The 26449-nt window shown below is 41.9% G+C and carries 24 protein-coding genes; 19 read left to right on the forward strand and 5 right to left on the reverse strand.

All coding sequences use genetic code 11. The annotated features are described in order from the left end of the window. Positions 1 to 21: 21 nt before the first annotated feature. Both ACT3QN_RS04980 and ACT3QN_RS04985 read left to right on the forward strand, forming a co-directional pair. Positions 22 to 549 (forward strand): peroxiredoxin, encoded by a 528-nt coding sequence (locus ACT3QN_RS04980; RefSeq protein WP_444522460.1) that lies wholly within the window; start codon positions 22 to 24, stop codon positions 547 to 549. Positions 550 to 755: 206 nt separating this feature from the next. Then, on the forward strand, positions 756 to 1634 hold the full coding sequence (locus ACT3QN_RS04985; RefSeq protein ID WP_444522461.1) for a hypothetical protein: 879 nt from the start codon (positions 756 to 758) through the stop codon (positions 1632 to 1634). A gap of 77 nt (positions 1635 to 1711) precedes the next feature. Here ACT3QN_RS04985 and ACT3QN_RS04990 read toward each other — a convergent pair whose 3' ends face one another. From ACT3QN_RS04990 to ACT3QN_RS05005, 4 genes are all read right to left on the reverse strand, one after another. After that, positions 1712 to 2524, reverse strand: a complete 813-nt coding sequence (locus tag ACT3QN_RS04990; RefSeq protein WP_444522462.1) for a MipA/OmpV family protein — start codon at positions 2522 to 2524, stop codon at positions 1712 to 1714. A 147-nt stretch (positions 2525 to 2671) separates the two neighbouring features. Then, positions 2672 to 3721: a rhomboid family intramembrane serine protease gene (locus ACT3QN_RS04995; protein ID WP_444522463.1), complete on the reverse strand. Its 1050-nt coding sequence runs from the start codon at positions 3719 to 3721 to the stop codon at positions 2672 to 2674. A 184-nt stretch (positions 3722 to 3905) separates the two neighbouring features. After that, entirely contained in the window at positions 3906 to 5105 is a 1200-nt protein-coding gene (locus ACT3QN_RS05000) for an alpha-hydroxy acid oxidase (protein WP_444522464.1), read from the reverse strand. Between the two features lie 56 nt (positions 5106 to 5161). After that, a complete protein-coding gene (locus ACT3QN_RS05005) occupies positions 5162 to 5470 on the reverse strand; it encodes a glutaredoxin family protein (RefSeq protein WP_444522465.1) in 309 nt (102 codons plus the stop codon). A 297-nt stretch (positions 5471 to 5767) separates the two neighbouring features. Between ACT3QN_RS05005 and mtgA the strand changes: the two genes are divergently transcribed. The 6 genes from mtgA to ACT3QN_RS05035 all read left to right on the forward strand — a co-directional run bounded on the left by mtgA (position 5768) and on the right by ACT3QN_RS05035 (position 10443). Then, positions 5768 to 6457 (forward strand): monofunctional biosynthetic peptidoglycan transglycosylase, encoded by a 690-nt coding sequence (mtgA, locus tag ACT3QN_RS05010; RefSeq protein WP_444521490.1) that lies wholly within the window; start codon positions 5768 to 5770, stop codon positions 6455 to 6457. A gap of 268 nt (positions 6458 to 6725) precedes the next feature. Continuing rightward, positions 6726 to 8870 (forward strand): polyphosphate kinase 1, encoded by a 2145-nt coding sequence (ppk1, locus tag ACT3QN_RS05015; protein ID WP_444522505.1) that lies wholly within the window; start codon positions 6726 to 6728, stop codon positions 8868 to 8870. Positions 8871 to 9184: 314 nt separating this feature from the next. After that, complete coding sequence (locus ACT3QN_RS05020) at positions 9185 to 9355, forward strand: hypothetical protein (RefSeq protein ID WP_444522466.1); 171 nt, start codon at positions 9185 to 9187, stop codon at positions 9353 to 9355. 77 nt (positions 9356 to 9432) lie between these two features. Then, positions 9433 to 9690, forward strand: coding sequence for a hypothetical protein (locus tag ACT3QN_RS05025; RefSeq protein WP_444522467.1), 258 nt, complete (start codon positions 9433 to 9435; stop codon positions 9688 to 9690). 66 nt (positions 9691 to 9756) lie between these two features. Then, on the forward strand, positions 9757 to 10083 hold the full coding sequence (locus tag ACT3QN_RS05030; RefSeq protein ID WP_444522468.1) for a hypothetical protein: 327 nt from the start codon (positions 9757 to 9759) through the stop codon (positions 10081 to 10083). 159 nt (positions 10084 to 10242) lie between these two features. Further along, entirely contained in the window at positions 10243 to 10443 is a 201-nt protein-coding gene (locus ACT3QN_RS05035; protein WP_444522469.1) for a hypothetical protein, read from the forward strand. A gap of 157 nt (positions 10444 to 10600) precedes the next feature. Here the strand turns inward: ACT3QN_RS05035 and ACT3QN_RS05040 are convergent, their stop codons facing one another. Then, positions 10601 to 11332, reverse strand: a complete 732-nt coding sequence (locus tag ACT3QN_RS05040) for a tRNA-(ms[2]io[6]A)-hydroxylase (protein ID WP_444522470.1) — start codon at positions 11330 to 11332, stop codon at positions 10601 to 10603. A gap of 517 nt (positions 11333 to 11849) precedes the next feature. Between ACT3QN_RS05040 and ACT3QN_RS05045 the strand changes: the two genes are divergently transcribed. The 11 genes from ACT3QN_RS05045 to ispD all read left to right on the forward strand — a co-directional run bounded on the left by ACT3QN_RS05045 (position 11850) and on the right by ispD (position 26329). Beyond that, entirely contained in the window at positions 11850 to 14048 is a 2199-nt protein-coding gene (locus ACT3QN_RS05045; protein ID WP_444522471.1) for a malate synthase G, read from the forward strand. A gap of 608 nt (positions 14049 to 14656) precedes the next feature. Further along, positions 14657 to 15703: a porin gene (locus tag ACT3QN_RS05050; protein ID WP_444520504.1), complete on the forward strand. Its 1047-nt coding sequence runs from the start codon at positions 14657 to 14659 to the stop codon at positions 15701 to 15703. A gap of 248 nt (positions 15704 to 15951) precedes the next feature. Next, positions 15952 to 17073 carry a porin gene (locus tag ACT3QN_RS05055; RefSeq protein WP_444522472.1) on the forward strand — a complete coding sequence of 374 codons (1122 nt, stop codon included), beginning with the start codon at positions 15952 to 15954 and terminating at the stop codon, positions 17071 to 17073. 190 nt (positions 17074 to 17263) lie between these two features. Further along, the gene (locus ACT3QN_RS05060; protein WP_444522473.1) at positions 17264 to 18898 is read left to right on the forward strand and encodes a CTP synthase; all 1635 of its coding nucleotides are present in this window, start codon (positions 17264 to 17266) and stop codon (positions 18896 to 18898) included. A gap of 230 nt (positions 18899 to 19128) precedes the next feature. Next, a complete protein-coding gene (kdsA, locus tag ACT3QN_RS05065) occupies positions 19129 to 20004 on the forward strand; it encodes a 3-deoxy-8-phosphooctulonate synthase (protein ID WP_444522474.1) in 876 nt (291 codons plus the stop codon). A gap of 27 nt (positions 20005 to 20031) precedes the next feature. Continuing rightward, a complete protein-coding gene (locus tag ACT3QN_RS05070) occupies positions 20032 to 20289 on the forward strand; it encodes a heavy-metal-associated domain-containing protein (RefSeq protein WP_444522475.1) in 258 nt (85 codons plus the stop codon). A 241-nt stretch (positions 20290 to 20530) separates the two neighbouring features. Beyond that, entirely contained in the window at positions 20531 to 20755 is a 225-nt protein-coding gene (locus ACT3QN_RS05075; protein ID WP_444522476.1) for a heavy-metal-associated domain-containing protein, read from the forward strand. Positions 20756 to 20983: 228 nt separating this feature from the next. Beyond that, the gene (locus tag ACT3QN_RS05080) at positions 20984 to 23332 is read left to right on the forward strand and encodes a heavy metal translocating P-type ATPase (RefSeq protein WP_444522477.1); all 2349 of its coding nucleotides are present in this window, start codon (positions 20984 to 20986) and stop codon (positions 23330 to 23332) included. A 323-nt stretch (positions 23333 to 23655) separates the two neighbouring features. Continuing rightward, complete coding sequence (gene eno, locus ACT3QN_RS05085) at positions 23656 to 24972, forward strand: phosphopyruvate hydratase (protein ID WP_444520511.1); 1317 nt, start codon at positions 23656 to 23658, stop codon at positions 24970 to 24972. A gap of 153 nt (positions 24973 to 25125) precedes the next feature. Continuing rightward, positions 25126 to 25434 carry a septum formation initiator family protein gene (locus tag ACT3QN_RS05090; protein ID WP_444522478.1) on the forward strand — a complete coding sequence of 103 codons (309 nt, stop codon included), beginning with the start codon at positions 25126 to 25128 and terminating at the stop codon, positions 25432 to 25434. A 166-nt stretch (positions 25435 to 25600) separates the two neighbouring features. Further along, entirely contained in the window at positions 25601 to 26329 is a 729-nt protein-coding gene (ispD, locus tag ACT3QN_RS05095) for a 2-C-methyl-D-erythritol 4-phosphate cytidylyltransferase (protein WP_444522479.1), read from the forward strand. Positions 26330 to 26449 lie beyond the last annotated feature (120 nt).

Consider the following 26449-nt stretch of genomic DNA (forward strand, 5'->3'; position numbering starts at 1 on the left):
TAACCTAAATCGGAGTAAATAATGATTACCCATGTTCCTGATGTGACTTTTAAAACTCGTGTTCGTGATGACTCCATTGGAGGAGACAACCCGTTCACATGGTATGATCTAACCACAGATGAGTTATTTGCCAATAAAAAAGTGGTTGTGTTTTCTCTACCAGGTGCCTTTACACCAACTTGTTCAACCAGCCATCTCCCTCGTTATGAAGAGCTTTATAATGAGTTCAAGGCATTGGGCGTAGATGAAATAGTTTGCATTTCTGTCAATGATGCGTTCGTCATGTACCAATGGGGTCTAAAGCAAAACCGTGAAAACGTTTTCTTACTTCCTGATGGTAATGGTGAGTTCACTCGTAAAATGGGCATGCTTGTTGACAAAAGCAATGTTGGCTTTGGTATGCGCTCATGGCGTTATTCGATGGTAGTCGACAATAAAGAAGTTAAAAAAGTGTTTAAGGAAGCCAATTTTGGCGACAACTGTCCAATAGACCCATTTGAAGTATCAGATGCGGACACTATGTTAGCGTATTTAAAAAGTAATGCTTAGATTCCATTGAATTTGTAGTGTAAGCGTTAACCCACGAATCTATAAGCTTATTGAATAAAAAGACCTTGTCACGTTATATGGCAAGGTCTTTTTTTAGTTGTAATTTGCATATCGAATTAATAGATCAACACTATATACTGAATGCTAAGCTATGGTTGATTTTTAGCTATATACTATTGTGCATGTTGTAAAACTGGAGCCCATAAATGTTTTTAAGTTCTAAGTCGCTTGAGAAGTTACGTATTTTAATTAATGAAGATACTGAGTATAGGTCAGGTCCTCAACTGGTTCGCCTATTTAACGGTCTTGGATTCAATGATATTTACGGACAGGGTTTCCCCGCACGTTGGGAGTATACTGATGAAAAATTGAAAGCTATTAACGGATCTCCTCAGATAAGTCGTTGTATCAAAGAGTTATTTAATCCTGCGAATTTTATAGAGTGTTTAGAAGACCTAGATAAACACATTGCGGTATTTAATAAATATATTGCTTTCGATAAATGGAAGGTGGTTCGTAACGGTGCTAACATTGATTTTGAGCAGTTGGATCAGATTGAAGTGCAGGAGCCTTTAAGACCTAATCAGACCACTACTGAAAACCAATTTTTAAGTCGGGAGTTTTCAAATGTTTCTGTACGAAAAATTGGATTAGAAGGAATGGTGTCGGAAGTAATTGAAGGAAGAATAAAAGAAATAGAAAGGTGTTATTCTTCAGAAGCCTATTTATCTGTAATTATCGTAGCAGGCAGTACTCTCGAAGGAATTTTTTTAGGTTTAGCGAATCAGTACCCTAGACATTTTAACACTGCAAAATCTTCTCCTAAGAATAAGTCAGGTAAAGTTCACGAACTATCCAAATGGTCACTAAGCTCTTTTATTGATGTCGCTTACGAGCTAGGATTAGTACAACATGATATTCAAAGATTTAGCCATACGTTGAGAGACTTTCGCAATTATATTCATCCACATCAGCAAATGAGTGTTGGATTCAATCCAAGGGAAGATACTGCTAAAATATGCTTGCATGTATTAAAGGCAGCTATCCAAGAAGTTGGAGAAAATATCTCAAAGGTTAAAGTATAGTTTTTATCAAATGCCTCATAAAAAAGACCTTACCACATTACGCGATAAGGTCTTTTTTTATAATGATCTAGGCTTAATTAAAACTTATAAAGCAAACCAAGCGTCGTAGCCGATTCAGTACGTGAGTCGACCATTGGGCTATCGTATTGCTCATTTGGTACATAGCTCAGGCTTTGATTGGCAAACCCTGCAAAGCGCTCATTGAAGTCATAGTTAGCGCTAATGTTGATATACGGATTCAAGCTAGAGTTAGACTTATAGGCAGCAACGCCTGTTTCTGCTGACTCTTCATCACTCACGCCATAGTAGTATTCGTTGTAGTCTGCATCATGATATTCAAAGCCAATACTTGGATAGACCGTTAGCTTGCCTTTAGTAATTCTAGAAAGATAGGTCAAGCGAGCTGTGTTACCACCACTACGATCTAATACATCAGCACCTATTTGCGCGCGAATACCGCCGATAGCAGTACGACGCTGATAGCTAAGACCTGCTTCTGCTGAGGATTTACGCTCATCCAAACCTTGAAGTGCACCATTAGCATCATCAGGTTCAAACTCAGAACCTGCAAGCTTTGCATAAGCCGAAAACTGATTAACGCCGTCATTGATTAGATATGCACCAGCTTGTGCACCGCGTACATAGACTCTATTGTTGTCATAAAATGCACCTGGTAGCACGCGCACTTCAGTATTGTCTTCGAGGTCATAGGCTGAGTTGACTGCCATGACATTGACCCCAACGCTAAGGGTAGCGTCTTTGTCAGTTGGCAAGTTATCATTAAAAAGTGCGGCGTTAGACATGCTAGCCACACTAAATAGTGCAGTAGCGGTGAACGCGCTAAATATAGTACGTGTAGAGATATTAGGTAGCGCTGCAAGTTTTAACATAATTGGGTCTCATGAGTGAGTATAGATAACTGAGTAGTGCGATTAGGCGATGCGTGTTCAAAAGGACAGTTAATAAAACAAATCCGTAATGTTAGTCAGTGTGCTGTTTTTGGGAACTATGTAGCAATAATAGATAAGTATGAGCATTTACTCAATGGCTTTTAGTACTTGCAGCAATTGATGATGAATATCTTGCCACCACCAGACAAAGCCAATGCTAATAAGTAGCATCGTAAACCATGGTAACAGCTGCCAGATAAATGAGGGTTTTACAGGTTCTTTGGGTTCGGCGATGCGATGAGTTGCGTTATTATCCGCTGCTGAATAGGTAGCAGTGCTGTTGTCTACATTGCCGTGTATATTTGGCATAGCCGTATCGTAGTTATCCAACTCAGCACTTTGATTGATGACATCTTGATCGATGGAGCTGCTGCCATGACGGTCTGAGTGATTGAGTAGGTCATTAGACTGGTTATGGTCTTGGTTGCCGCTTTGGTTACTGTAGTGATAGGTGGTTTGATAAGCGTGGACACGTTGAGCTTGCTGAGTAGCTGCATTTTGTATATCGATAGCCAAGCGCTGACGATAGCTAATGGCAAAAGCCAACGCGATCACCAATCCTGTAACGGCGCCGCCGATATGTCCTGCATTATCAATACCTGGTACGGCAAACCCATAGACGAGGTTGATGCCCATAATAAATATGAGACTTTTGAGGTTGAGCACCATGCCATTGATCGATATTTTAAATAGTGCCGCGATCAATAATGCTGCGCCAATACCCATGATACCGCCAGAGGCGCCAGCTGATAGTCCAGGCTGTCCCGTACCATCCAAAATACTTTGCCATGTGACATAGCTGTTGAGTAAATTACCACCGATTGCCGCCAGCAAAAATAACGCCAAAAACTTGGCTGAGCCAAACATCGGCTCGGCAATCTGCCCAAAGAAATACATGGCAAACCCATTAAACAACAAATGCATCAGACCAATATGCAAAAACGCACTACTGACCAATCGCCATGGATCATCATTCATGGTAAAAGGTAATGCATTAGCACCCCATTTGAGTAGTGCCTCAGTAGAGGGGTTATTGGCATCGACACCTGTCAATATCTGCATAATAAATAGCCCGATAAAGCTGGCTAGTAGCAGGGTAGTGATGGGCGCTGTTTTTAGTAATTGTTGAATGGTCATAAAAGCGAGATATCATCAAAATATTGTACATATAGTATAAAGGGTATGGTCAGATAATGTTATGTATCCGCAGGTCATCATGATACAAGTTTTGATAGGCTTGATGACTGATAGCTTTTAAAGCTAGCTAGTTCTTAGAAATCGAAAGTTCTTAGGAATCAAAAGTTCTTAAAAACGGCTAGCTCTAAAACCTACCAACTTTAAGGTTCTCATAAGTACCTTTGACCAAGATATCATCCGTGACTTTATTGATGTCGGTATGACCGCAAAACGCCATTGATAGCTCGCACTCTTTATAGATAATTTCAAGCGCGCGCCGTACACCATTTTCACCGTAAGCGCCTAATCCATAGAGGAAAGCGCGCCCAATCATCGTGCCTTTCGCGCCCAATGAAATAGCTTTTAGCACATCTTGACCAGAGCGAATACCACTGTCTAGCCACACCTCAATATCGCTATCTTCAGCATGGACAGCTTGTACAATATCGGACAGCGCAGCAATAGAAGACAATGCGCCATCCAATTGACGACCACCATGGTTTGAAACGACCAGCGCATCGGCACCGCTACGAGCAGCCATAATGGCATCTTCAGGTTCCATGATACCTTTGATGATGAGCTTACCGCCCCACATGTCTTTGATACGAGCTACGTCATCCCAGCTCAAACGTGGATCAAACTGCTCTTCTGTCCAAGCAGTTAGAGAGGACAAGTCATCAACCCCTTTCGCATGACCTACGATATTGCCAAAGGTATGGCGTTTGGTGCCTAGCATGTTCATACACCATTGTGGTTTGGTCATTAGGTTCATGATATTGGTAAGGGTCGGTCTAGGCGGTGCAGACAAGCCATTTTTGATATCTTTATGGCGTTGACCGAGTACTTGTAAGTCAGCTGTGAGGATCAGCGCCGAGCAGTTGGCGTCTTTTGCCCGTTGAATCAATCTGGCCACATAGTCTTGGTCACGCATGACATATAACTGAAACCAAAACGGCTTGCTGGTATGCGTCGCGATATCTTCGATAGAACAGATGCTCATGGTCGAAAGCGAGAAGGGCACACCAAACTTTTCAGCGGCGCGCGCGGCATGAATCTCACCATCCGCCCACATCATACCCGTAAACCCAGTTGGGGCGATGGCGACTGGCATATTGACGGACTCGCCAATCATATTTGTTGCCAGACTGCGGTTGTCCATATCGACTAATACCCGCTGGCGCAGTTTGATACGGTCAAAGTCGGTTTCGTTATTACGATATGTGGTCTCAGTCCATGAGCCTGAGTCGACGTAATCGTAAAACATACGCGGTACTTTGCGTTCAGCGACACGGCGTAGGTCTTCGATTTCTGTTATTTTTTTTAAGACAGGTTTTAATTCTTTCATGATTTCTCACCACTTTATCATCGTAATAGAACGTCTTTATTATAGACCTAATGTTATTAAGCAAGCAGTTGCTGCAAGTCCATCACCGAAAACGGATAGTTTAATCGCTTGAATGGCGTCAAAATCACAGGAATAGTCGGGGCAAATTCCATCATAAGCGCTTCATCAAGGTCTGCAATATCGACATATTGATAGCTAATTGGTTGTACTGCCTGAAACTGTGTGATTGTTTGTTCAGCGACATCACATAAGTGACAGCCCGCTGTGCCCAGTAGCCACCATTGATTGTCGTTATCAGCGGTGTCTAGGCTTGGATTTTCTGAAATAACACGCGCTCGTAATACTTCTATATTATCATCATGCATGGGTAGTCTCTTATCTTCATACTGATTGCAACGCGCTGACTATCATCACGCGCTTGTCTAAAACCCAAAATATTTTAACGGTCATTACATCATAAAGAAATGGGGTAAATAATGACAGCGATTGTGAGATTAGGTAAGATGACCTGCTATTGATTGTTATTAATGGCCGATGGTCAGCAGTTGATAAATAGCTATAAACAGCTCGTTTAAAATCATTGATTTTTAGTTGATGTTTTATAGTTATCAATAGAGTATCTATCTTATCTTATTACTTTTTTAACCACTCGGATATCGCGCATGGCAAGTTTTGGCACATTTATCAAACGACTGTTATTGGCAATTATGCTACTGGTTGTCGCATTCCATATTTTGGTCGTTGGCCTACTATTGATTTGGAAAACGCAGCCAATTAATAACAGTATGTTTATGTTGACGCATCGCCTGACAGGCGGCACGGTCACTCAGACATGGGCTGAGTACGATGCGATTGCTAAGTCTGCCAAACAAGCAGCGATTGTGAGCGAAGACTCGACGTTTAGTCAGCATAGTGGTTTCGATATGAAAGGTATTGAGGCGGCAATGAAGAAAAACGAGGAGACAGGTAAAACCTCTGCGGGTGGTTCAACGATTACCCAGCAATTGGCAAAAAACTTGTTCTTAACTTCGCATCGCTCTTATGTCCGTAAAGGTGAAGAGGCGATTATCACCGTAATGATTGAAACACTATGGGACAAGCAGCGTATCATGACCGCTTACCTCAATGTGGCAGAGTTTGGCAATGGTATCTATGGTATTGATGCAGCAGCGCATCATTATTTTGACAAGTCTGCGGCTAATCTAAACCGAGATGAGTCAGCACTTCTCATTGCGATGCTCACCAATCCAAAGTACTACGAAGACAATCAAGGCGATAGACGTTTACGCAATAAGCAAGCCATTATTAAGAAACGCATGAAAAATGCCGTATTACCGCAGGCCTCTTCGTAAATATAAAGTCTTAGGGGTGGGCTATATTTTAGGCTAGGATGTTATAGGCTAGATATTTCAAATAACACTAGGGCGTGTCCTCATTTTAAAAATAGTATCAGAAGAACACGCTCTAATAAAAACAGAACTATATAAGATGATGGCGTATCGATAACGCAAAAGGAGTAGTGACGTGGTAGAGATGACTGGTAATCAGAGCGGTGATGTTAACGATATGATTGACGTTAATAGTGTGAACGAGGGCGCTAATAAAAGTATTAATAAAGATATGAGTATAGATAATAGCCTAAATGAGTTAGCTGACGTCGAATGGCAACGCTCAGAAGACGGTAGCTATTCACCCAGTAGTTATATCAATCGTGATTTATCTTTATTACAGTTTCACCTTCGCGTCTTAGCGCAGGCATCTAGTTCTCGCCATCCATTGCTTGAGCGCTTATTTTTCCTAATTATTTTTTCATCCAATCTCGATGAGTTTTTTGAGATTCGTGTCGCTGGCATCATGCAAAAGCTTAATATCGGTGATGTATCGACCAGCGCCCATGGTATGCGCCCTAGCGAAGTGCTAAACGAGATATCTATTATTACGCATGCTGCAATTAATGAGCAGTATCGGATTCTCAATGAAGATATCCTGCCAGCGCTTGCGCTCGAAGATATTCGCTATCTTAAACGTGATGAGCTAAATGCTGAGCAGTCTGCATGGATGAAGCGCTATTTTACGGAGCAAGTCGTACCCGTATTGACGCCGATTAGCATTGATCCGGCGCATCCATTCCCGCGTCTTGTGAATAAAAGCTTAAACTTTATTGCTACATTGGAAGGCAAAGACGCCTTTGGACGTGATATCAACTTAGCGATTGTACCCGCGCCGCGTAGTCTGCCGCGTGTGATTCGTCTGCCAGATGAGCTGACTGGTGGCAAAGAACACCACGTCATGCTATCCGCTATTATTCATGAGCATATCGGTGAGCTATTCCCTGGAATGAGTGTGACAGGCTGTCACCAATTCAGGCTGACACGTAATGCCGATTTAGATTTGGCTGATGATGTCGAAGATATTGCCAAGGCGCTAGAGGGTGAGCTTGAAAACCGCCGTTTTGGTGATAAAGTTCGTCTTGAGGTGACAACTAAATGTCCAACGCATATCAGTGAATACCTGCTTAATGAGTTTGAGCTACACGACAATCAGCTATACCGTGTCAATGGCCCTGTTAATTTAACGCGTCTACTATTTGACTTTAATATTCCTGCGCTGCGCTATCAGCCATTTACTCATGTCGTGCCAAAAGCATTTCGCCGAGAAATGGATAAATCAGACAAATCGACCAGTATGTTTGCTGCTATGCGTAAAAGCGATGTATTGGTTCATCATCCCTTCCATGCATTTTCTCCAATTATCAATTTGCTTTGGCAAGCTGCTAGCGATCCCAAAGTATTGGCGATTAAACAAACGTTGTATCGTTCAGGTACCAATTCAGAAATCGTCAAAGCGCTTGCCGCTGCTGCTCGCAATGGCAAAGAAGTCACGGCTGTCATCGAGCTGCGTGCGCGTTTTGATGAGGCGTCTAACATTGCGGTTGCCAACTATTTACAAGAAGCTGGCGCAGTGGTGGTCTATGGTATCGTCGGTTATAAGACCCATGCCAAGCTCATGTTAATCGTACGCCGCGAGGGTGATAGGATTCGCCGTTATGTACATTTAGGTACGGGTAATTATCATGCAGCCAACGCCAAGGTTTACACAGATTATGGTCTATTCAGTGCCGACCCTGATATATCAGAAGATGTTCACAAAATTTTCCAAGAACTGACAGGAATGGGTAAACCTGCCAACCTTAAAAAGCTGCTACATGCACCGTTTACTTTGCATGAGAAACTGATGAACTTTATCGATGATGAAATAGCTCATGCCAAAGCAGGCAAACAGACTCATATTATTATCAAAGCCAATGCGCTCACTGAGCGTCGACTCATTGATAAGTTGTATGATGCCTCGCAAGCAGGCGTCAAGATTGAGCTGATTTTGCGGTCTATGTGTTGTCTACGTCCGCAAGTGAAAGGACTCTCTGAAAATATTACGGTACGCTCTGTTATCGGACGGTTTTTGGAGCACACGCGCGTTTATTATTTTTATAATAACGGCGATGAGCGTCTATACTGCGGTAGTGCAGACTGGATGGATCGTAACTTGTTTCATCGCGTGGAAGTGGCGTTCCCGATTGAGAATAAAAAATTGTTTAAGCAGATCTATCAAGATGGCTTGATTAACTACCTACAAGACAATACGCAAGCATGGACACTTGATGGCAACGGCGTTTGGCAGCAGTTACAGCCAGCAGCAGGAGAGGAGCCACATGTCGCACAAGATCATTTATTAAAGATGATCAATCGTGTGGAAGAGTCTAGCTAATTCATAGGATTACCTTTAGCTGATTTTTAGCGATTTGATTATCTATCTAACCAAGCATTGGTAAATACTGATGCTTGGGTTTTTTTGTGCTTACTCACTGCAAAAGTTACAAACTGTCTTGCAACCTCACAATTATTCACATATTGATACGGCAGTACACTGGTGCATTACCCAAGGTCATACCTATAATTAATGTCAACTATGACGCTACTTGCTAAGTATTGGTTACTTCTTTAGGCGTCGGTACGAATTTAAGATGTATATATTTAGTGTTTCAAAACCATTTAATTAAATTATAAGAATAGGAAATGATTATGAGTACTACTAACAATGATAACTCGAATATCAAGCAAGCTGCAGAACAAGTAAATGGGCAGGAAGTTGAGAACAACTTAGCAGAAAACAAAAAAGTCGACGTCCCTGAATCATTAAACGAAGAAGAGCAAACGCCTTTTATTGATGATGATTTACGTACTGATAAGTAGTTTACAACGATCAAAATACTGACCCAGTAGACAACCTAATAGATAATAAAAACAAATGATAAAGCGAGGGACGCGCCATGACTATACAAAAACCAGTAGCAACAGAAACAGAAGAAAAGGTAATCGTGGATGATCCTGCTGCTAATAAATTGGAAAATCCAAAAGACAGCTATGCAGGGCGCAAGCACAAACCTGAAATCGATGGACCTGAGCAAGATTCGCAAGAGACCGATGAGGTGTACGCGGATCCACGTAAAGAAGAAGACCTTGCTGCTGGCGGAAAAAACGCAGCAGAACTGAGCGCCTACGACTTGAGCCAAAAAGGCAATGGGTAAAGGTCTGCATATAAGAGTAGGCTAACTAAATAGACAAAATTATAAATACAAAACGAGGACATAGTAATGAAAGCCAAAGACTCAGTGATAGACAACACGAAGGTACTAGGACCTGATGATCATAATGCAATTGAGAAAAATACTACTGAGAACAAAGGAACGGATACTTTTGATGAATCTGTAGTCGACTCAGAGCATGTGAATGACAATGACAATCCAGCACGTCAGCCAGATCGCCGTGATCAAGAAGGTAGTACCGCATTCGACGACAATATAAATGAAGAGACTGTCGGTAGTGCAGCACCTAAGAGTGAGGGTATTAATGATTTGAATCGTTATGCCAATATTGATAATGCACAGACCCGTATCTTAAATCCTGATGAAAAGGACTAGGCAAGGATAAAAATGATCAGTGATAAGGAACGAATAGAGAGAAGCTAAGCATTGAATATAAGGTGCAACCCAAATTCATTTGCAAAGTGATTAATGAGTGCTTACTAACAAATAGTATTTCTTAGATTAGACAAGCAGTTACCATAGTAGGGAGTACCAATGAATAACTCACATAATGAAAGCGTCAAAAGTGATCCTAATTTGAAAGATGCAGCTGACAATAATGGTATTGTCCCTGACGATGCATTACAAAAAGCAAATCCAGCTGCAGCAGAAAGGGCTACGGAAGACCATGATCCGCATGATATCGCTAAAAGTAATAAACAGTATGACAGCCCTTTAATGGAAGACAATAAGTAAGATTTTGGTGTACCAACAGCTATTGTGATTTATACATTTATAAAAAGGCACTGTATTTGATAGGAGTAGAGCTCTCGTATCAAATACAGTGCCTTTTTTTTGTTTTCTATACTACATAGATAGATGGTTATAGAGGTAGGTACAGGGAGAAGCCTTTTTATACAGGTGTACCACTATGAAAACGCAGCTCAGCATCTGGACTACTTATCAATTCAGCCTCTACTTCTTTAAAAAACGCAACTCGCTCGTCTATATTTTCGTCTGATAATGATTGGGCGAGTGTAAGATAATCTTCGAAATGACGACTCTCTGATTTGAGCAGATAACGATAATATTTTGCTAAGCGCTCATCATCGATGACTTCGGCTAACGCTGCAAAACGCTCACAAGAGCGTGCTTCAATAAACGCCCCGATTATCAATACATCGACCATCGCTGCTGGCTCGTAAGTGCGCTTATGTTTTAGCATACCTTTAGCATAGCGACCAGCACTCAGATATTTCCATTCCTGTCCGCGCTCATTCATGATGCCCAGTACTTGTTCATAGTGCAGCATCTCTTCACGTATTAGCTGTGCAAGTTTACGTTGCAAGTCATACGAGAACTCATAACGGAATATTAAATTCATCGCCGTGCCAGCGGCTTTTTTTTCGCAGTTGGCATGATCTTGAATAATCATGGGCAGATTCTCAATAGCAGCATCTACCCAAGCTTTCGTGGTTCGAGCGCCCAAGAAGTTATAGACAGGAGATAGATCTACCTTTATAGGAGTACGCAGATGTGTGATATCGATACTGTCTTCTTCAATCAGCTCTTCTTCAATACTATCGTTGTTTATAGCACTTTCTGATGATTGTAATGTTTCGAGGTCTTGCTGTTTGATGGTCATAGTCTAAGGAAGCTTTGTTTGTGAATGATAATATAAGTAATTATATCGTTAGTACGACATAGATACGATGCTAAATAACGGACAGTCATCAATATGTGTTTATTAACAGATAACGTTTAAGCATAATTAATAGAACTAATAATTACTTACAGTTTATATTGCTTCGGCCGTATCTAATTTCTAAATGACGATTACGGCCTCTAATGGAGACAGTGTTTAGACTATCATTATTAAACAACCCAAGTATTTACTTGGTGAATGATGTTTTCTTGTTAATTTTATTATTTGATAGTAGGATGAGATTTTACTTTTTAAGTATTTCATCTTATTTTTATGATGAGCTATTGATAAGTCTTCTTTTATTAGAACATAAAATTTGTAGAGATATTTTCTTAGAAAAATAGAACGTGCAAATTTCTACAATGAACAAATATGGACGTTTAACATCTTTCAAACTTAAACAATTACTGGCACAGTCCAGTATTAGTACCTCTCACGAACAGACAAGGATAACAATATGAGCCAGTCTTCTAACACCAATCGTATTCAAAAAGGCAGTTTGGCCATCGATCAGCAGTTATATGACTTTATTGAAAACGAAGTACTACCGAAAGTCGGTGTGGATTCAGACGATTATTGGTCAGGTTTTGAAAAGGTTATCAAAGAGTTTACCCCGCGCAATAAGGCGCTATTAGAAACTCGTGACAAGATTCAAGCACAGATTGATCAGTGGCACCTAGATAACCCAGCAAAAGATGGTGAAATCGATTATCCAGCTTACAAGACCTTCCTACAAGAGATTGGTTACCTGTTACCTGAAGGCGAAGCATTTACGGTTGATACCAAAAATGTCGACGATGAAATCGCGCACATCGCAGGGCCGCAGTTAGTCGTGCCAGTTCGTAATGCTCGCTATGCGCTTAACGCGACCAATGCACGTTGGGGTAGTTTATACGATGCTTTATATGGTACTGATGTTATCAGCAGTGACAATGGTCAAGAAGCAGGCGGTAGCTATAATCCTACTCGCGGTGCTGCCGTTGTCGCTTATGCCAAAGCATTTTTAGATGAGCACTTTGCACTAGCATCAGGCTCATACAATGATGTGACTGGCTTTAAAGTAGTCGATGGCAAGCTAGAGGTCGTACAAGGTGATAGCAGTACTGAGCTACAAGATACTGCTAAGTTTGTTGGCTTTGTCGGTGATGCTGAAGCTCCTACTGGTGTACTGCTCAAAAATAACGGTTTGCATGCTGAGATTCAAATTGATAGTAGCCATCCAGTCGGCAAAGACGATCCTGCAAACATTAAAGACGTACTGCTTGAATCGGCTATGACCGCTATTCAAGATTGTGAGGATTCAGTCGCTGCTGTAGATGCAGAAGAGAAAGTCGAAGTTTATCGTAACTGGCTTGGTTTGATGAACAGCGATCTACAAGAAACCTTTGAAAAAGGTGGCAAAACGCGTACACGTAAACAAAATCCAGATCGTGAATATAATACACCAGATGGTGGCAAGCTGATCTTACCAGGTCGTTCGCTATTATTAATTCGCAACGTTGGTCATCTAATGCAAAACCCTGCTATTTTGGTAGATTTGGGTGAGGGTGAAGAGCAGATATTTGAAGGTCTAATGGATGGTTTGATCACGCCACTATTATCGCTCAATGATATCAAAGGTAAAAACGAGCTATCAAACTCACGCCAAGGCTCAATGTATATCGTGAAGCCAAAAATGCATGGCCCTGAAGAAGTCAAAATGGCCAATGATTTATTCAATGCATCAGAAGACTTGTTAGGTCTAGAACGCAATACGCTCAAAATCGGCATCATGGATGAAGAGCGCCGTATGACGGTCAACTTAAAAGAAGCAATTCGCCAAGCCAAAGAGCGCGTTATCTTCATTAACACAGGTTTCTTAGACCGTACTGGCGATGAGATGCATACCAGTATGAATGCAGGCCCGTTTGTACCGAAAGGCGAGATGAAGTCACAAGCATGGCAGCCTGCTTATGAGCAATGGAACGTCGATATCGGTCTAGAGACAGGACTACAAGGTCACGCGCAGATTGGTAAGGGGATGTGGGCTAAGCCTGATGAAATGAAAGAGATGATGGATACCAAAGCCGCTCATCCGAAGTCTGGTGCTAGCACTGCGTGGGTACCATCACCAACGGGCGCTACCTTGCATAGCATACACTATCATCAAGTGAGTGTGTCTGATGTACAGGACACGCTAAAATCACGCGAGCGAGCGAGTTTAGACGACATCTTAACCATTCCATTAGCAAAAAATACCGACTGGACTGACGAAGAGAAGCAGCAAGAGCTTGAAAACAATGCTCAAGGTATCTTAGGTTATGTCGTACGCTGGGTAAATCAAGGCGTAGGTTGCTCGAAGGTACCAGATATCAACGATGTAGGTCTCATGGAAGATCGTGCTACTTTGCGAATCTCGAGCCAACATATTGCCAACTGGTTGCATCATGGCGTAGTCAGTGAGCAGCAAGTGATGGATACGATGAAACGTATGGCCAAGGTCGTCGATGAGCAAAATACAGGCGATGCTGACTATCAATTGATGGCAGATGATTTTGATGGGTCTTATGCATTCAAAGCCGCCTGTGATTTGGTCTTCAAAGGACGTGAGCAGCCTAGTGGTTATACGGAGCCATTATTGCATCAAGCACGTCTGGATCTAAAAGCAAACGCTTAGATTTATGGGGTAAATAAGATTCATATTAGGGCATACCAAACGAGCAAGTATGATAATTATTCTTGCTTGTTTGTAACTGTGAAATGTGTCAAAAATAAGTCATAAGGCTGTTGTAAGCGCTATTTATTTATCTATAAATAGCGCTTTGTTTTGGTCGACTGACTGATATCCATTACAATAATTTAAGACTATTAGTATTGGTATTAACCAGTGGTATTCGTATCTAATTGAGTAAATAGAAGTTTTTTAGCGATTGCTCAAATATAAGGCGTTATTTGTTATTCGATAATGGATGTATCGAAAAAGCAAAAAAATATGTTGCAAATTATGTCAAAGTTGATATGCTTGTACTCGAAGTATGAGTTTGGTAACGGATGTTACGCACGGAGCAATAAAGACCAAACGTTACATGGCAGTTGCGTTATTTAATCCCAGTCATGTGTGTCATGGTTTTTTACCTTACTGTAATAGCAATTCGCCACACTTGTTTCTGACTAATCTCGGTAGCCAGTTACACATTATATCTTTGAGGATTTGTGACGATACCATTATGGGCGCCAGCTAATAATAGCTTGCTCATTACTACAATTGTAAAGTGGAGATACCCCATGAAAAAACTACTTTTAGCTACAGCAATCGCAGCCCTATCTGTATCTGCAGCCAATGCAGCACCAACTGTATATGGTAAAGCATTCGTTACTGCTGACTACATCAACGCTGACCGTGATGGTAGTGATGATTTATATGACGTAGATAGCGATTCAGTACAAGTTAACTCAAACATCTCACGCCTTGGTTTCAAAGGTTCTGAAGCGATTACTGCTAACACTGATGTTATCTATCAGTTAGAATATGGTATCGCTATTGATGGTAATGATGACAACATTGGTTTTAAAAGCCGTGATACCTATCTTGGTCTAGACAATAAAGACTTTGGTCAGTTCCGTTTTGGTCGTAACTACTCAGTAACTGACTACATCAACAACGTGACTGTGACTGAAGGTTACTGGGATAACCTAGGTGTTAGTAACCTTGATATGGAAGGCGATGTACTTGACGCTGTAACTATGGCTGATGGCGGTCGTGTTAATGACTCTATCGTTTGGATTGCGCCTAAATACAACGGCTTGCCTTTAGAGCTTGCTCTACAATATGGTGCTGATGAGACATTCGTTTCTGACAGTGATGACCGCGACAGCGGCTACGGTGCTTCATTAATGTTTGACCAAGGTACTGGCTTCACTGCTGGTGTTGCGTATGAAAAAGACATGAGCCAAGCTGGTGATCTTCTACGTGGTAGTGCAACTGTTGATCTAGGTAAATATATGACTGCACCAGTTATGCTAGGTGCTATGTATCAAGTAACTGACTTCGATGACGGTGCTGAAGACGAAAAAGGTTTAATCGTAAGTGCTGAAATGGGTCTAAACAACTTTGCTCGTCCAGCCTCTGTATACGTACAGTACAACGGTACTGAAAACCTAGCTGGTATTGACAACCGTGATTCAGATCAAGTAGTTGTAGGTGGTAAATACAACTTCAAAGACAACATGATTGCTCATGCTTATATCGGTAACAACTCTGCCGAAGACGGAGCTAGCAACACTGATCTTGATATCTTCGCATTGGGTGGCGGTCTAGAATACTTATTCTAATATCACACTTAATTAGATTATAAAAAACTCATCCTTCGGGGTGAGTTTTTTTATGTCATAAAGAATCATAGCTACTATGTAAACTTTGGTTTTTTCATCTTACTGTAATATTTGCTTGGTAAAGTTATGTCTAAGCAGTTCTTATGGCTCGCTATATATTATGGTTTCAAAGGTATACAACCTGAAACTATTACATATCTAATGATCTTAGACCATTTATCACTCAAATCGTAAAGTGGAGATATCCTTTGAAAAAATTACTTTTAGCTTCAGCAATTGCAACGCTATCAGTTTCTACTGTTCAAGCAGCCCCAACTGTCTACGGTAAGGCATTTGTGACTGCTAACTATGTCAATGCTGAACTTGATCGCCAGTCGATGGATTTGCCAAATGATGCTATCTATGTCAATGAAGATAACGACTCTGTACAAGTTAGCTCACACTCTTCACGTTTAGGGTTCAAAGGATCTGAAGCAATAACTGCCAATACAGACGTCATCTATCAATTAGAGTATGGTATTAAAATCGATGACAGTGGTTCAGATAACATTGGTTTCAAAAGTCGCGACACTTATCTGGGTTTAAACAACGAAAACTTTGGCCAATTCCGATTCGGTCGTAACTATTCAGTCTCTGATTATGTTAACAATGTGACTGTAAATGAAGGGTATTGGGATAACATTGGTTCGAGCTCTTTAGGTAATAGCAACACACTAACTGAAGCACTTACCTTGACTGATGGTGAGCGTATCAATAACTCAATCGTGTGGATTGCTCCCAAATACAACGATTTACCAGTAGAGCTTGCACTACAGTATGGCGCTGATGAGTCTTTTGTTTCTGATAGTAGTGATCGCGATAGTGGCTTCGGTGCTTCGTTAATGTTCGATCCAGGTACTGGTTTTACCGCAGGTGTTGGGTATGACAAAGATATGAGTGTCACAGGTGAAATTTTACGCGGTAGTGCTAGTGTCGACCTAGGTAAATACGTGGCTTATCCAGTGAAGTTAGGCGCGCTATACCAACAAGTAGATTTTGATGACTCAAACGATGAAGAGAAAGGTTTGGTGGTCAGTGCTGAAATGGGTCTAACCAACTTCTCACGTCCAGCTTCTGTTTACCTACAGTATGATAAGACTGAGAACTTAGCAGGTCTAGGCGGCAATGATTCTGACCAGATCGTATTGGGCGGTAAGTATAAATTTAAAGACAATATGATTGCACATGCTTATATCGGTAAAAACTCTGCAGATTTAGAAAATGGTCTCTTAGTAGTCAGAGACTATGACGACAATACTTCTGAAGAAGTTGTTGCACGCGGTGATGCGGATGTATTCGCTATCGGTGGCGGTTTAGAATATAAATTCTAAAAAATATTAGACAACGCAACAAAAAACTCATCCTTCGGGGTGAGTTTTTTGTTGCGTAGCGTTTTAATAATAGAAAAATGTTTGCTACCAGCACGAAAACATAAGAGTTTCAGACAGTTTGCATTTTTGCCCTATATTTTATGGCGTATTTTTAGTAAAATCCTTCTTTACCAATTACCGACAGAGTACTATGACCAAGTTTATATTCGTGACCGGTGGGGTAGTGTCCTCACTAGGAAAAGGTATCACCGCAGCTTCTCTTGCAGCGGTCTTAGAAGCACGTGGCGTGACTGTCACGATGACCAAAATGGATCCGTATATTAACGTCGATCCAGGTACAATGAGCCCGTTCCAGCATGGTGAAGTATTCGTCACTGAAGATGGCGCAGAGACCGATTTAGATTTGGGTTATTACGAGCGCTTTTTACGTCACTCAAAAATGAGTAAGAGTAATAACTTTACCAGTGGTCGTATTTATCAGAACGTGTTGAATAAAGAACGTCGTGGTGAGTATCTAGGCGGCACTGTACAGGTTATTCCGCATATTACTGATGAAATCAAAAACAAAATCCTTGCCAGTGGCGAAGGGTATGATATCGCTATTATCGAGATTGGCGGTACGGTTGGTGATATCGAATCACTTCCTTTCATGGAAGCCGTACGTCAGATGCAAGTAGAGCTTGGCCGTAATAGAGCTATGCTAATGCATCTTACTTTAGTACCTTATATTGCTAGCGCGGGTGAAACCAAAACTAAGCCAACGCAGCATTCAGTAAAAGAGCTGCGCTCTATTGGCCTACAGCCTGATATCTTAATTTGCCGCTCTGATCATCATATCTCACAAGACAACCGTCGCAAAATTGCGCTATTTACCAATGTAGAAGAGCGTGCGGTCATCATGTGTGAAGATGCCCAAAGTATTTATCAGATACCGCGCACCTTACACGAGCAAGATCTTGATGATTTAATCTGTGAGCGTTTCGGTCTTGATGTGCCTGAAGCTGATTTGAGCGATTGGGACAAAGTGGTTGAAGCCCAGTTGAATCCAGAAGGAGCAGTGACTGTTGCAATGGTTGGCAAATATGTTGAGCTACCAGATGCTTATAAGTCTATTAACGAAGCGTTGCTACACGCAGGTATCACGCATAAAGTAGATGTGAAGATTGACTACATCGATGCTGAACGTCTAGAAGATGATGACACTTTACTTGCGCAGCTAAACGATGCTGATGCTATCTTAGTACCAGGCGGTTTTGGTGAGCGCGGTACGATGGGTAAGATAAAAGCCATCACTTATGCTCGTGAAAATAATGTTCCGTATCTAGGCATTTGCCTTGGTATGCAGTTGGCTGTGATTGAGTATGCGCGTAATGTACTTAATATTAATGCCAACTCTTCTGAGTTTGATCGTAAGACCGCTGAGCCTATCATTGGTCTGATCACTGAGTGGTTAGATGAGCGCGGCGAGTTACAGATTCGTAGTGATGATTCAGACCTTGGCGGCACGATGCGTCTAGGCGCACAGCAAGCAGAACTGGTTTCTGGTAGTAAGCTAAGCCAAATTTACGGTGCGAGCAATATCACTGAGCGTCATCGTCATCGCTATGAGATGAATAACCGTTACATCGAGCCATTAGAGCAAGCAGGTATGACCATATCTGGTTATTCTGCCAAGCAGCATTTGGTAGAGTCGGTTGAGATTTCTGAGCATCCATGGTTTGTTGCTGTACAGTTCCATCCAGAGTTCACTAGCTCTCCACGTGGTGGTCATCCACTGTTTAATAGCTTTGTAAAAGCTGCTAAGAACCATAGCGAAACAAAGTAGTTCTTATAGAAAAGTAACTCTTATAAAGTAGTGCAGAGTAAAAGTATTTATTAAAAAAGACTGATCTTCGGATCGGTCTTTTTTTTGCTTAATTTAAACTGTTTGTTGTTATTAGCCAGTAATCATTTTGACTAATGACGTCTAATTACGCTTGCATACTTTTTTTAATTGGGCTATCGGTTACAATATGGGACAGACATATCAATAACAAAATAAGAGGTAACGGCTTCATGGAAAATTTATTGTCCGCGCAATCACATATCACGCTTAATACTCCTAGCAACGATACGATTAACATTGGTAACGACCAGCCTTTCGTATTGTTCGGTGGTATGAATGTTTTAGAGTCTAAAGAATTGGCGTTTGAGATTGCTGAGCAGTATGTTGATATTTGCCAGCGCCTAGGTATCGACTATGTTTTTAAAGCGAGCTTTGATAAAGCCAATCGTTCAAGTCTACATTCGTACCGTGGACCTGGTTTAGAGCAGGGGATCGATTGGTTAGGTCAAATCAAAGAAAAATTCCAAGTACCGATTATCACGGATGTGCATGAACCCTATCAAGCAGCACCAGTCGCTGAAGTGGCTGATATTATTCAGCTACCTGCGTTTTTGTCACGTCAGACGGACCTAGTACATGCGATGGCAAAAACAGATGCCATTATTAACATTAAAAAGGCGCAGTTTTTGGCCCCCCATGAAATGCGTCATATCGTCAATAAGTGCTTAGAGGGCGGTAATGATAAGCTCATACTTTGTGAGCGTGGTAGTGCCTTTGGATATAATAATCTGGTCGTTGATATGCTTGGTTTTGATACCATGAAGCAGATGGATATTCCGGTATTTTTTGATGTAACCCATAGCCTACAGCAGCCAGGTGCACGTAGTGACAGCGCTGGTGGACGTCGTGAGCAGATTACAACGCTTGCTCGTGCAGGTATGGCTACAGGGTTAGCAGGGTTGTTTTTGGAAGCGCATCCAAATCCAGAAACTGCAAAATGCGATGGTCCATGTGCGCTGCGTATGAGCCAATTAGAGCCGTTCTTGCGTCAGCTCAAGCAAATTGATGACTTAGTCAAAGGTTTTGAAGTATTAGATACTCATTAGTACGGTAAGTGATAAGAGGGCTATACAATGGCAATTCAGATGACACAAGTAAGCATCGAAAATATCGATGATGCAGAAGGTTTAGATAGCATAATGACCGCTCTTAAGAATATCTCAGGCGTGACTGCTATCAATTTGGATCCCAAACATAATGTTGCAACGGTGAGCTATGATGATACAGATACTAGTATCCATGCTTTGACAGCGGCGATTAGTATGGTGGATTATGTGACTCAGCCATTTCCTATTGACTCACCGCAGAATCCGCATCATCACGATTTATAATTACAAACAGTATTATTACAAGTTTGTTGATGAGCTTTTTTACGTTTTTATTAATAAGTTACTGACTCATTAATAAAGTAACAACCAAATGGTCTTGTCGTCGAAAGTAATAGGGCTTATGCTTATTTACTGTAGCTCTGATGATTTGCTTTACTTTAATAAATTAAAAGATATATCAAAGTTAGCATTAACAGAATCACTATTAGAGCTGCCTGTTACCAATAAAAATAAGGAGCCCGATATGGCAGACCAAACACGTATTATTAAAATTGATGGTATGACTTGTGGCGGATGCATAGCAAGCGTACATACGGCGACAGCCGATATTGATGGATTAGAGACTATTACCGTTGACCTTGCTGATAACTTAGCGACAGTAACCTTTGATGATGGCAAAACCAGTGCAGAGGCTATTGCTTCGGCTATTGACGATGCTGGGTTTGAGGCGACAGTCGCTAACTCATAAACTTCGTCATATATTTACAGAACCAGCTAACATGTTATTGCGAGCATGATAGCTGGTTTTTTAATGATTAACGATTATGAGTATTCGGCATTAATGTTTTACTACTTTGTCTAAAATATTAATGCTGAATACGATATTACCCAATTACTTTGTTTGAATTTTTTGCCCACCCACTGATATTTTATCGTGGTCCCTATGAATTTATAGGCACCATGACGAGTTTTATTTATGAACGATACCGCCAGTACTACCAAAGATGAGTCTTACGATGTCGAAACTGACATTGAGTCCAATACGCCACTTACACCGCAACGTGCGCATCTGCAATTAGCGATTGACGGCATGACCTGTCAGGCCTGCGCCTCAAGAATCGAAAAGGTGCTTAACAAGAAACCTTCGGTGTACGAGGTAAGTGTGAGTTTTGCTGGCGAGACTGCCAATGTTGACTATGATCCTACCCAGACGACACCCAAGCAGCTGACAGAGTGGGTGAATAAAACAGGTTTCGTTGCCAACGTACAGGCAGGCGATAGCTTATTTGCTCAGACTGATGAAGATACAACCACTCAATATCCATGGCGTTTGATCGGATTATGGATTTGTTTGGTGCCATTTTTGGTAGGTATGGCAGGTATGCTGACAGGTTTTGGTATGGCGTGGATGCTACCGATCTGGGCTCAATTTGTTTTAGCGACAGTGGTACAGTTTGGCTTAGCATTACCGTTTTATAAAAGCGCATGGGCATCTATCAAAGGCGGCCTTGCCAATATGGATGTGCTGGTAGTTATCGGTACAGTGACGATATGGGCATATTCGACTTATTTATGGCTCACGCACGGCGATGGTACTCTAAACAGTCTGTTGCAAAGTGGGCATGGCATTAGTAATAGCCCAGCCGTATATTTTGAAGCAGGGGTGATGGTCATTGCTTTCGTGCGTACGGGTAAATACTTAGAGGAACGTACTAAGAAGCACAGTCTAAACAGTATTGATTTATTATTATCACTAACGCCTGATAAAGTAGAGCAGCAGCAGCCAAATGGTGATTTTCATGATATTGCGTTGTCTGATGTGCAAATAGGTGATGTCCTACGTGCAAAACAAGGTAGCCGCGTCGCTACAGATGGTAGCGTCATAGAAGGTAGCGGATGGTGCGTAGAGAGTCATTTGACTGGTGAATCAGTCGCACTCAAAAAAGAGCAAGGTGATGGATTGCTAGCAGGTGCCTTGGTCGAGAACGGGAGTCTGCTATATCGTGTCAATGCGAAGGGCAGCGATACTAAGCTTGGCGATATGGTACGAGCGTTAAGTGAGGCACAAGGCTCAAAAGCCAACCTGGCTCGTCTCGCTGATCGAGTAACGGCTGTCTTTGTCCCTGTGGTAGTAACGATTGCATTGGTTACCTTTGGGGTCACATGGTGGCTAACAGGTATGGTTGATACGGCTTTAATGCATGCCGTATCAGTATTGGTCATTGCTTGTCCTTGTGCGCTTGGTTTAGCCACACCAGCGGCGATTATGGCTGGCATGGGCGTTGCCGCTCGTCATGGCGTCTGGTTCAAAGATGCACAAAGCCTTGAGGTGGCAGGTAATATCGATACGGTAGTACTCGATAAAACAGGTACATTAACTATTGGAAGACCGACTATCGTCGACCATGTTATGGTGGATAAGTCACTTGCTGTTAATGATGTATTGCAGATTGCGGCCAGTGTCGAAGCGCATGCCAGCCATCCACTAGCAACTGCTCTCGTCAATACGGCCAAGGATCGCCAACTACCTCTGTTTAATGTGACTGACATCAGTGTAATAAAAGGTGCCGGTATACAAGCCAATATCGAAGGGCTTGGGCTTATAAAAGTTGGGACAGCAGAGTTTGCGAATTTAGCACTACCAAAATTTATGCCAAAAGTATGGCAAATTGCTAGCACCGTCGCAATTAGTATTAATGATGAGCCATTAGGTGCATTTGCCTTAGCTGATGATTTAAAAGAGGATACCCCGCAAGCAATCACTGCCTTACAAGATGCGGGTATTAATGTGATTCTGATGAGTGGTGATAAGCAGTCCGTCGTCGATCATGTAGCAGGGCAGTTGGGTATTGATAAGGCTTATGGCAAGATGAGTCCACGTGATAAGGCCAGTCAAATTGCATTATTGCAAACTGCTGGTCATAAGGTAGCGATGGCAGGAGACGGCGTCAACGATGCACCAGCGATGGCCACTGCCGATGCCAGTTTTGCGATGTTTGAAGGAACTGACGTCGCTCAGCATAGTGCCTCTGCACGTCTAATGGGTGAGTCTCTCATGCATATTAATGCGGCACAAAAAATCGCTCAAGCGACGCTACGCAATATCAAGCAAAATCTGTTTTTTGCCTTCATTTATAACTGTCTTGGTATTCCGCTTGCTGCGTTTGGGTTTTTAAATCCGATGATTGCGGCTGCCGCCATGGCGCTCAGCTCCATCTCAGTACTAATGAATGCACTACGATTGACACGTTTTGAGACCAAGGTTGAGTTAGACAATACAGTATCCATATCTCATATGGATGAAGAACGCTTAGCGGAAGGGTAGCTGTTATATTTGCTTAGGTTTTCTATAAGTACAAAAGCTTCAGCTATCGCGTATATGCATCTTTAAGATTGTTTTTATGACCGCAAGTCAGTGTAAGATAAGGGAAGTTTGGTGAAATATATGCTATGATGCCAAGCACTATAGCCGACTATTAATCTGCTCCATATACCTCTAATTGTTAGGCAACTATAGTCACAAGATAGAGGAGTATAAAAGGTTTTTAGGATTGTGCGCTATATGATATTTTGCTTTATCTTTTTTGTATGCTAGCTGCCTTTATTTATCTCACAAACTTGGCATGACCAAAGGAATTAACAGACATTATGTACGCTGAAGAAACCAACAACGTCACCGCAATTAAAGACATTCGCGCTCGTGAAATTTTAGACTCGCGCGGCAACCCAACTATCGAAGCTGATGTTATCTTAGCTGACGGTACTGTCGGCCGTGCTGCTGCTCCAAGTGGCGCATCAACAGGCTCACGTGAAGCACTTGAGCTACGTGATGGCGACAAGACCCGTTTTATGGGCAAAGGCGTCAAAAAAGCCGTTTCTAATGTCAACAGTCAAATCCGCAGCGCCTTGATTGACAAAGATGTGACTGAGCAACAGGCCATTGACGATGCTATGATTGCATTAGATGGTACAGAAAACAAAGAAAGCTTGGGTGCTAATGCCATGTTAGCTGTGTCACTTGCTACGGCCAAAGCAGCGGCCAAGTCACAGAACCTGCCATTGCATCAATACATCGCCAATCTACGTAATCAAACGTCGTTGACCATGCCTGTGCCGATGATGAACATCTTGAATGGTGGCGAGCACGCGGACAACACCGTTGATATCCAAGAGTTTATGATTGAGCCTGTAGGCTTCACCAGCTTCTCAGAAGCGTTGCGTGCTGGTACAGAGATTTTCCATAGCTTGAAATCTGTATTAAAATCACAAGGTTTAAACACTGCCGTTGGTGATGAAGGTGGTTTTGCACCGAACCTACGTAGTAACGAAGAAGCCATCACAGTTATCATGCAAGCGATTGAACAAGTCGGCTATAAGGCTGGCGAAGATATTCATCTTGCGCTAGATTGTGCGGCCAGTGAGTTTTACAAAAACGGTCAATATGTCTTGGCAGGCGAAGGTAACAAAGCATTTGATAGCCAAGGTTTCTCAGACTATCTAGTTGGGCTAGCACGTCAGTATCCTATTATCTCTATCGAGGATGGTCTGGATGAGTCGGATTGGGATGGCTGGAAGTATTTGACCGAGCAAATTGGTGATAAGGTCCAGTTGGTTGGTGATGATCTGTTTGTGACCAATCCTTCAATCTTGCAAGAAGGTATCGATAAGCATATTGCTAATGCAATTTTGATTAAATTCAACCAAATTGGTACCTTGTCAGAAACGCTAGATGCGATTTATATGGCGAAGAAAAATGGCTATGCAACCATCATTTCACATCGTTCAGGTGAAACGGAAGACAGCACCATTGCAGACTTGGCAGTGGGTACAGCAGCTGGTCAAATCAAAACAGGCTCACTATGCCGTTCTGACCGAGTAGCGAAGTACAACCAGTTGCTACGTATTGAGCAGCAAGTACGTGCAAGCTACCGTGGCCGTGAAGAGTTTATCGGTCTACGTGGCTAAGACTCTGACCGGCTTTTTGACGTATAATATACGTTAGAAAGCCTAGAATCATAAGCTGAAGTCAATATTTAGGTGATATATAACATTTATATATCGCCTAATCAGCTTAAACTTTACTATCCCTTCTTTCATATCGTTTGGCGTTACTATCTTATGAAATACTTTAGCCAATTCATGCTACTTGCTTTAGCCGTTGCAGTGCTTTTAGGATTGCAGTATCAATATTGGTTGGGTGAAAATGGTCGCTTTGAACACAATAAATTAACGGCTCAAATTGAAGAGCAACAACGTTTAAATGACAATCAAGTCGCGGCAAATAACTTGTTACGTACCGATGTTCAAGATTTAAAAATGGGACTTGAGGCCGTAGAAGAGCATGCTCGCTTAGACTTAGGTTTAATCAAACCAAATGAAACTTTTGTCCAAGTATCTACTGCACCAACCACGCATAGCAACTACTAGTTTTTACGAATATACTGACTTTTATAGGTATACTAGCGGTTACGACATACATTAATTCTATGACGCAGTATCAAACCGTTATTATCTGATACCATTCACTATACTTAACACCTGCTTTATTTCTCTTTATATATACTGTCATGGGCTCAACCATGAGTACAATACTATGAATACAACTCCTAATATACATGCCATGATCGTTGCAGCTGGTCGCGGCAGCCGTTTTGGTGCGTCTATTGCCAAGCAATATACAACGCTAGAAGGTCAGACACTATTGCAGCATAGCGTGGCACGACTTGCTTGTAGTAATTATATTAATAAGTGTCTATTGGTCATATCGGCAGATGACAGCACGGCTCAACAGTTAGAGTTTGCACTTCCTGTACGCTATGCATTCGGCGGAGCAGAACGTTGGCAATCAGTACAGGCAGGCGTTGAGGCAATTAGTCAGGCAGGCGCTGATGATTCAGACTTGGTACTCATTCATGATGCGGCACGTCCTGCTGTACCAAGCTCAGATATCGATAAAGTAGTAGTAGCTGCGATGGTAGAGCCTTATGGTGCTATCTTAGCGACACCAGTGGCCGATACGTTGAAAGCTTCTTATCAGAAAGCTACCACTATAGAAGAGAGTCGTCTGCATTCTTATACTAAATCTACTATCGATCGTAGCAATATGTGGCAAGCACAAACGCCGCAAGTATTTCGTTTAGGTCAATTAAAGAAAGTCCTCAATCATGTATCTGAGCACCAATTAAGCATTACAGATGAGGCCAGTGCCTTTGAACAACTAGAACTACCAATACGACTAGTCTCTGGTAGTCGCCAAAATATTAAGCTAACTTATCCTGATGATGCCGCACTACTAACAGCCATTATGGCTCTCCAGTCTTGATTTATCTGCACTTCGGCCTCCATCAATAAGCATCAGCTTTGCTCTATTTGCAATCAGTAGCGATCATGGCAAAGCTCACAATATTACCAATCATTGTATCTCCTCTTGAAGTTGCCAAAA

Source organism: Psychrobacter sp. AOP7-C1-14, assembly GCF_052376135.1.
In the GTDB taxonomy this organism is placed as follows: domain Bacteria; phylum Pseudomonadota; class Gammaproteobacteria; order Pseudomonadales; family Moraxellaceae; genus Psychrobacter.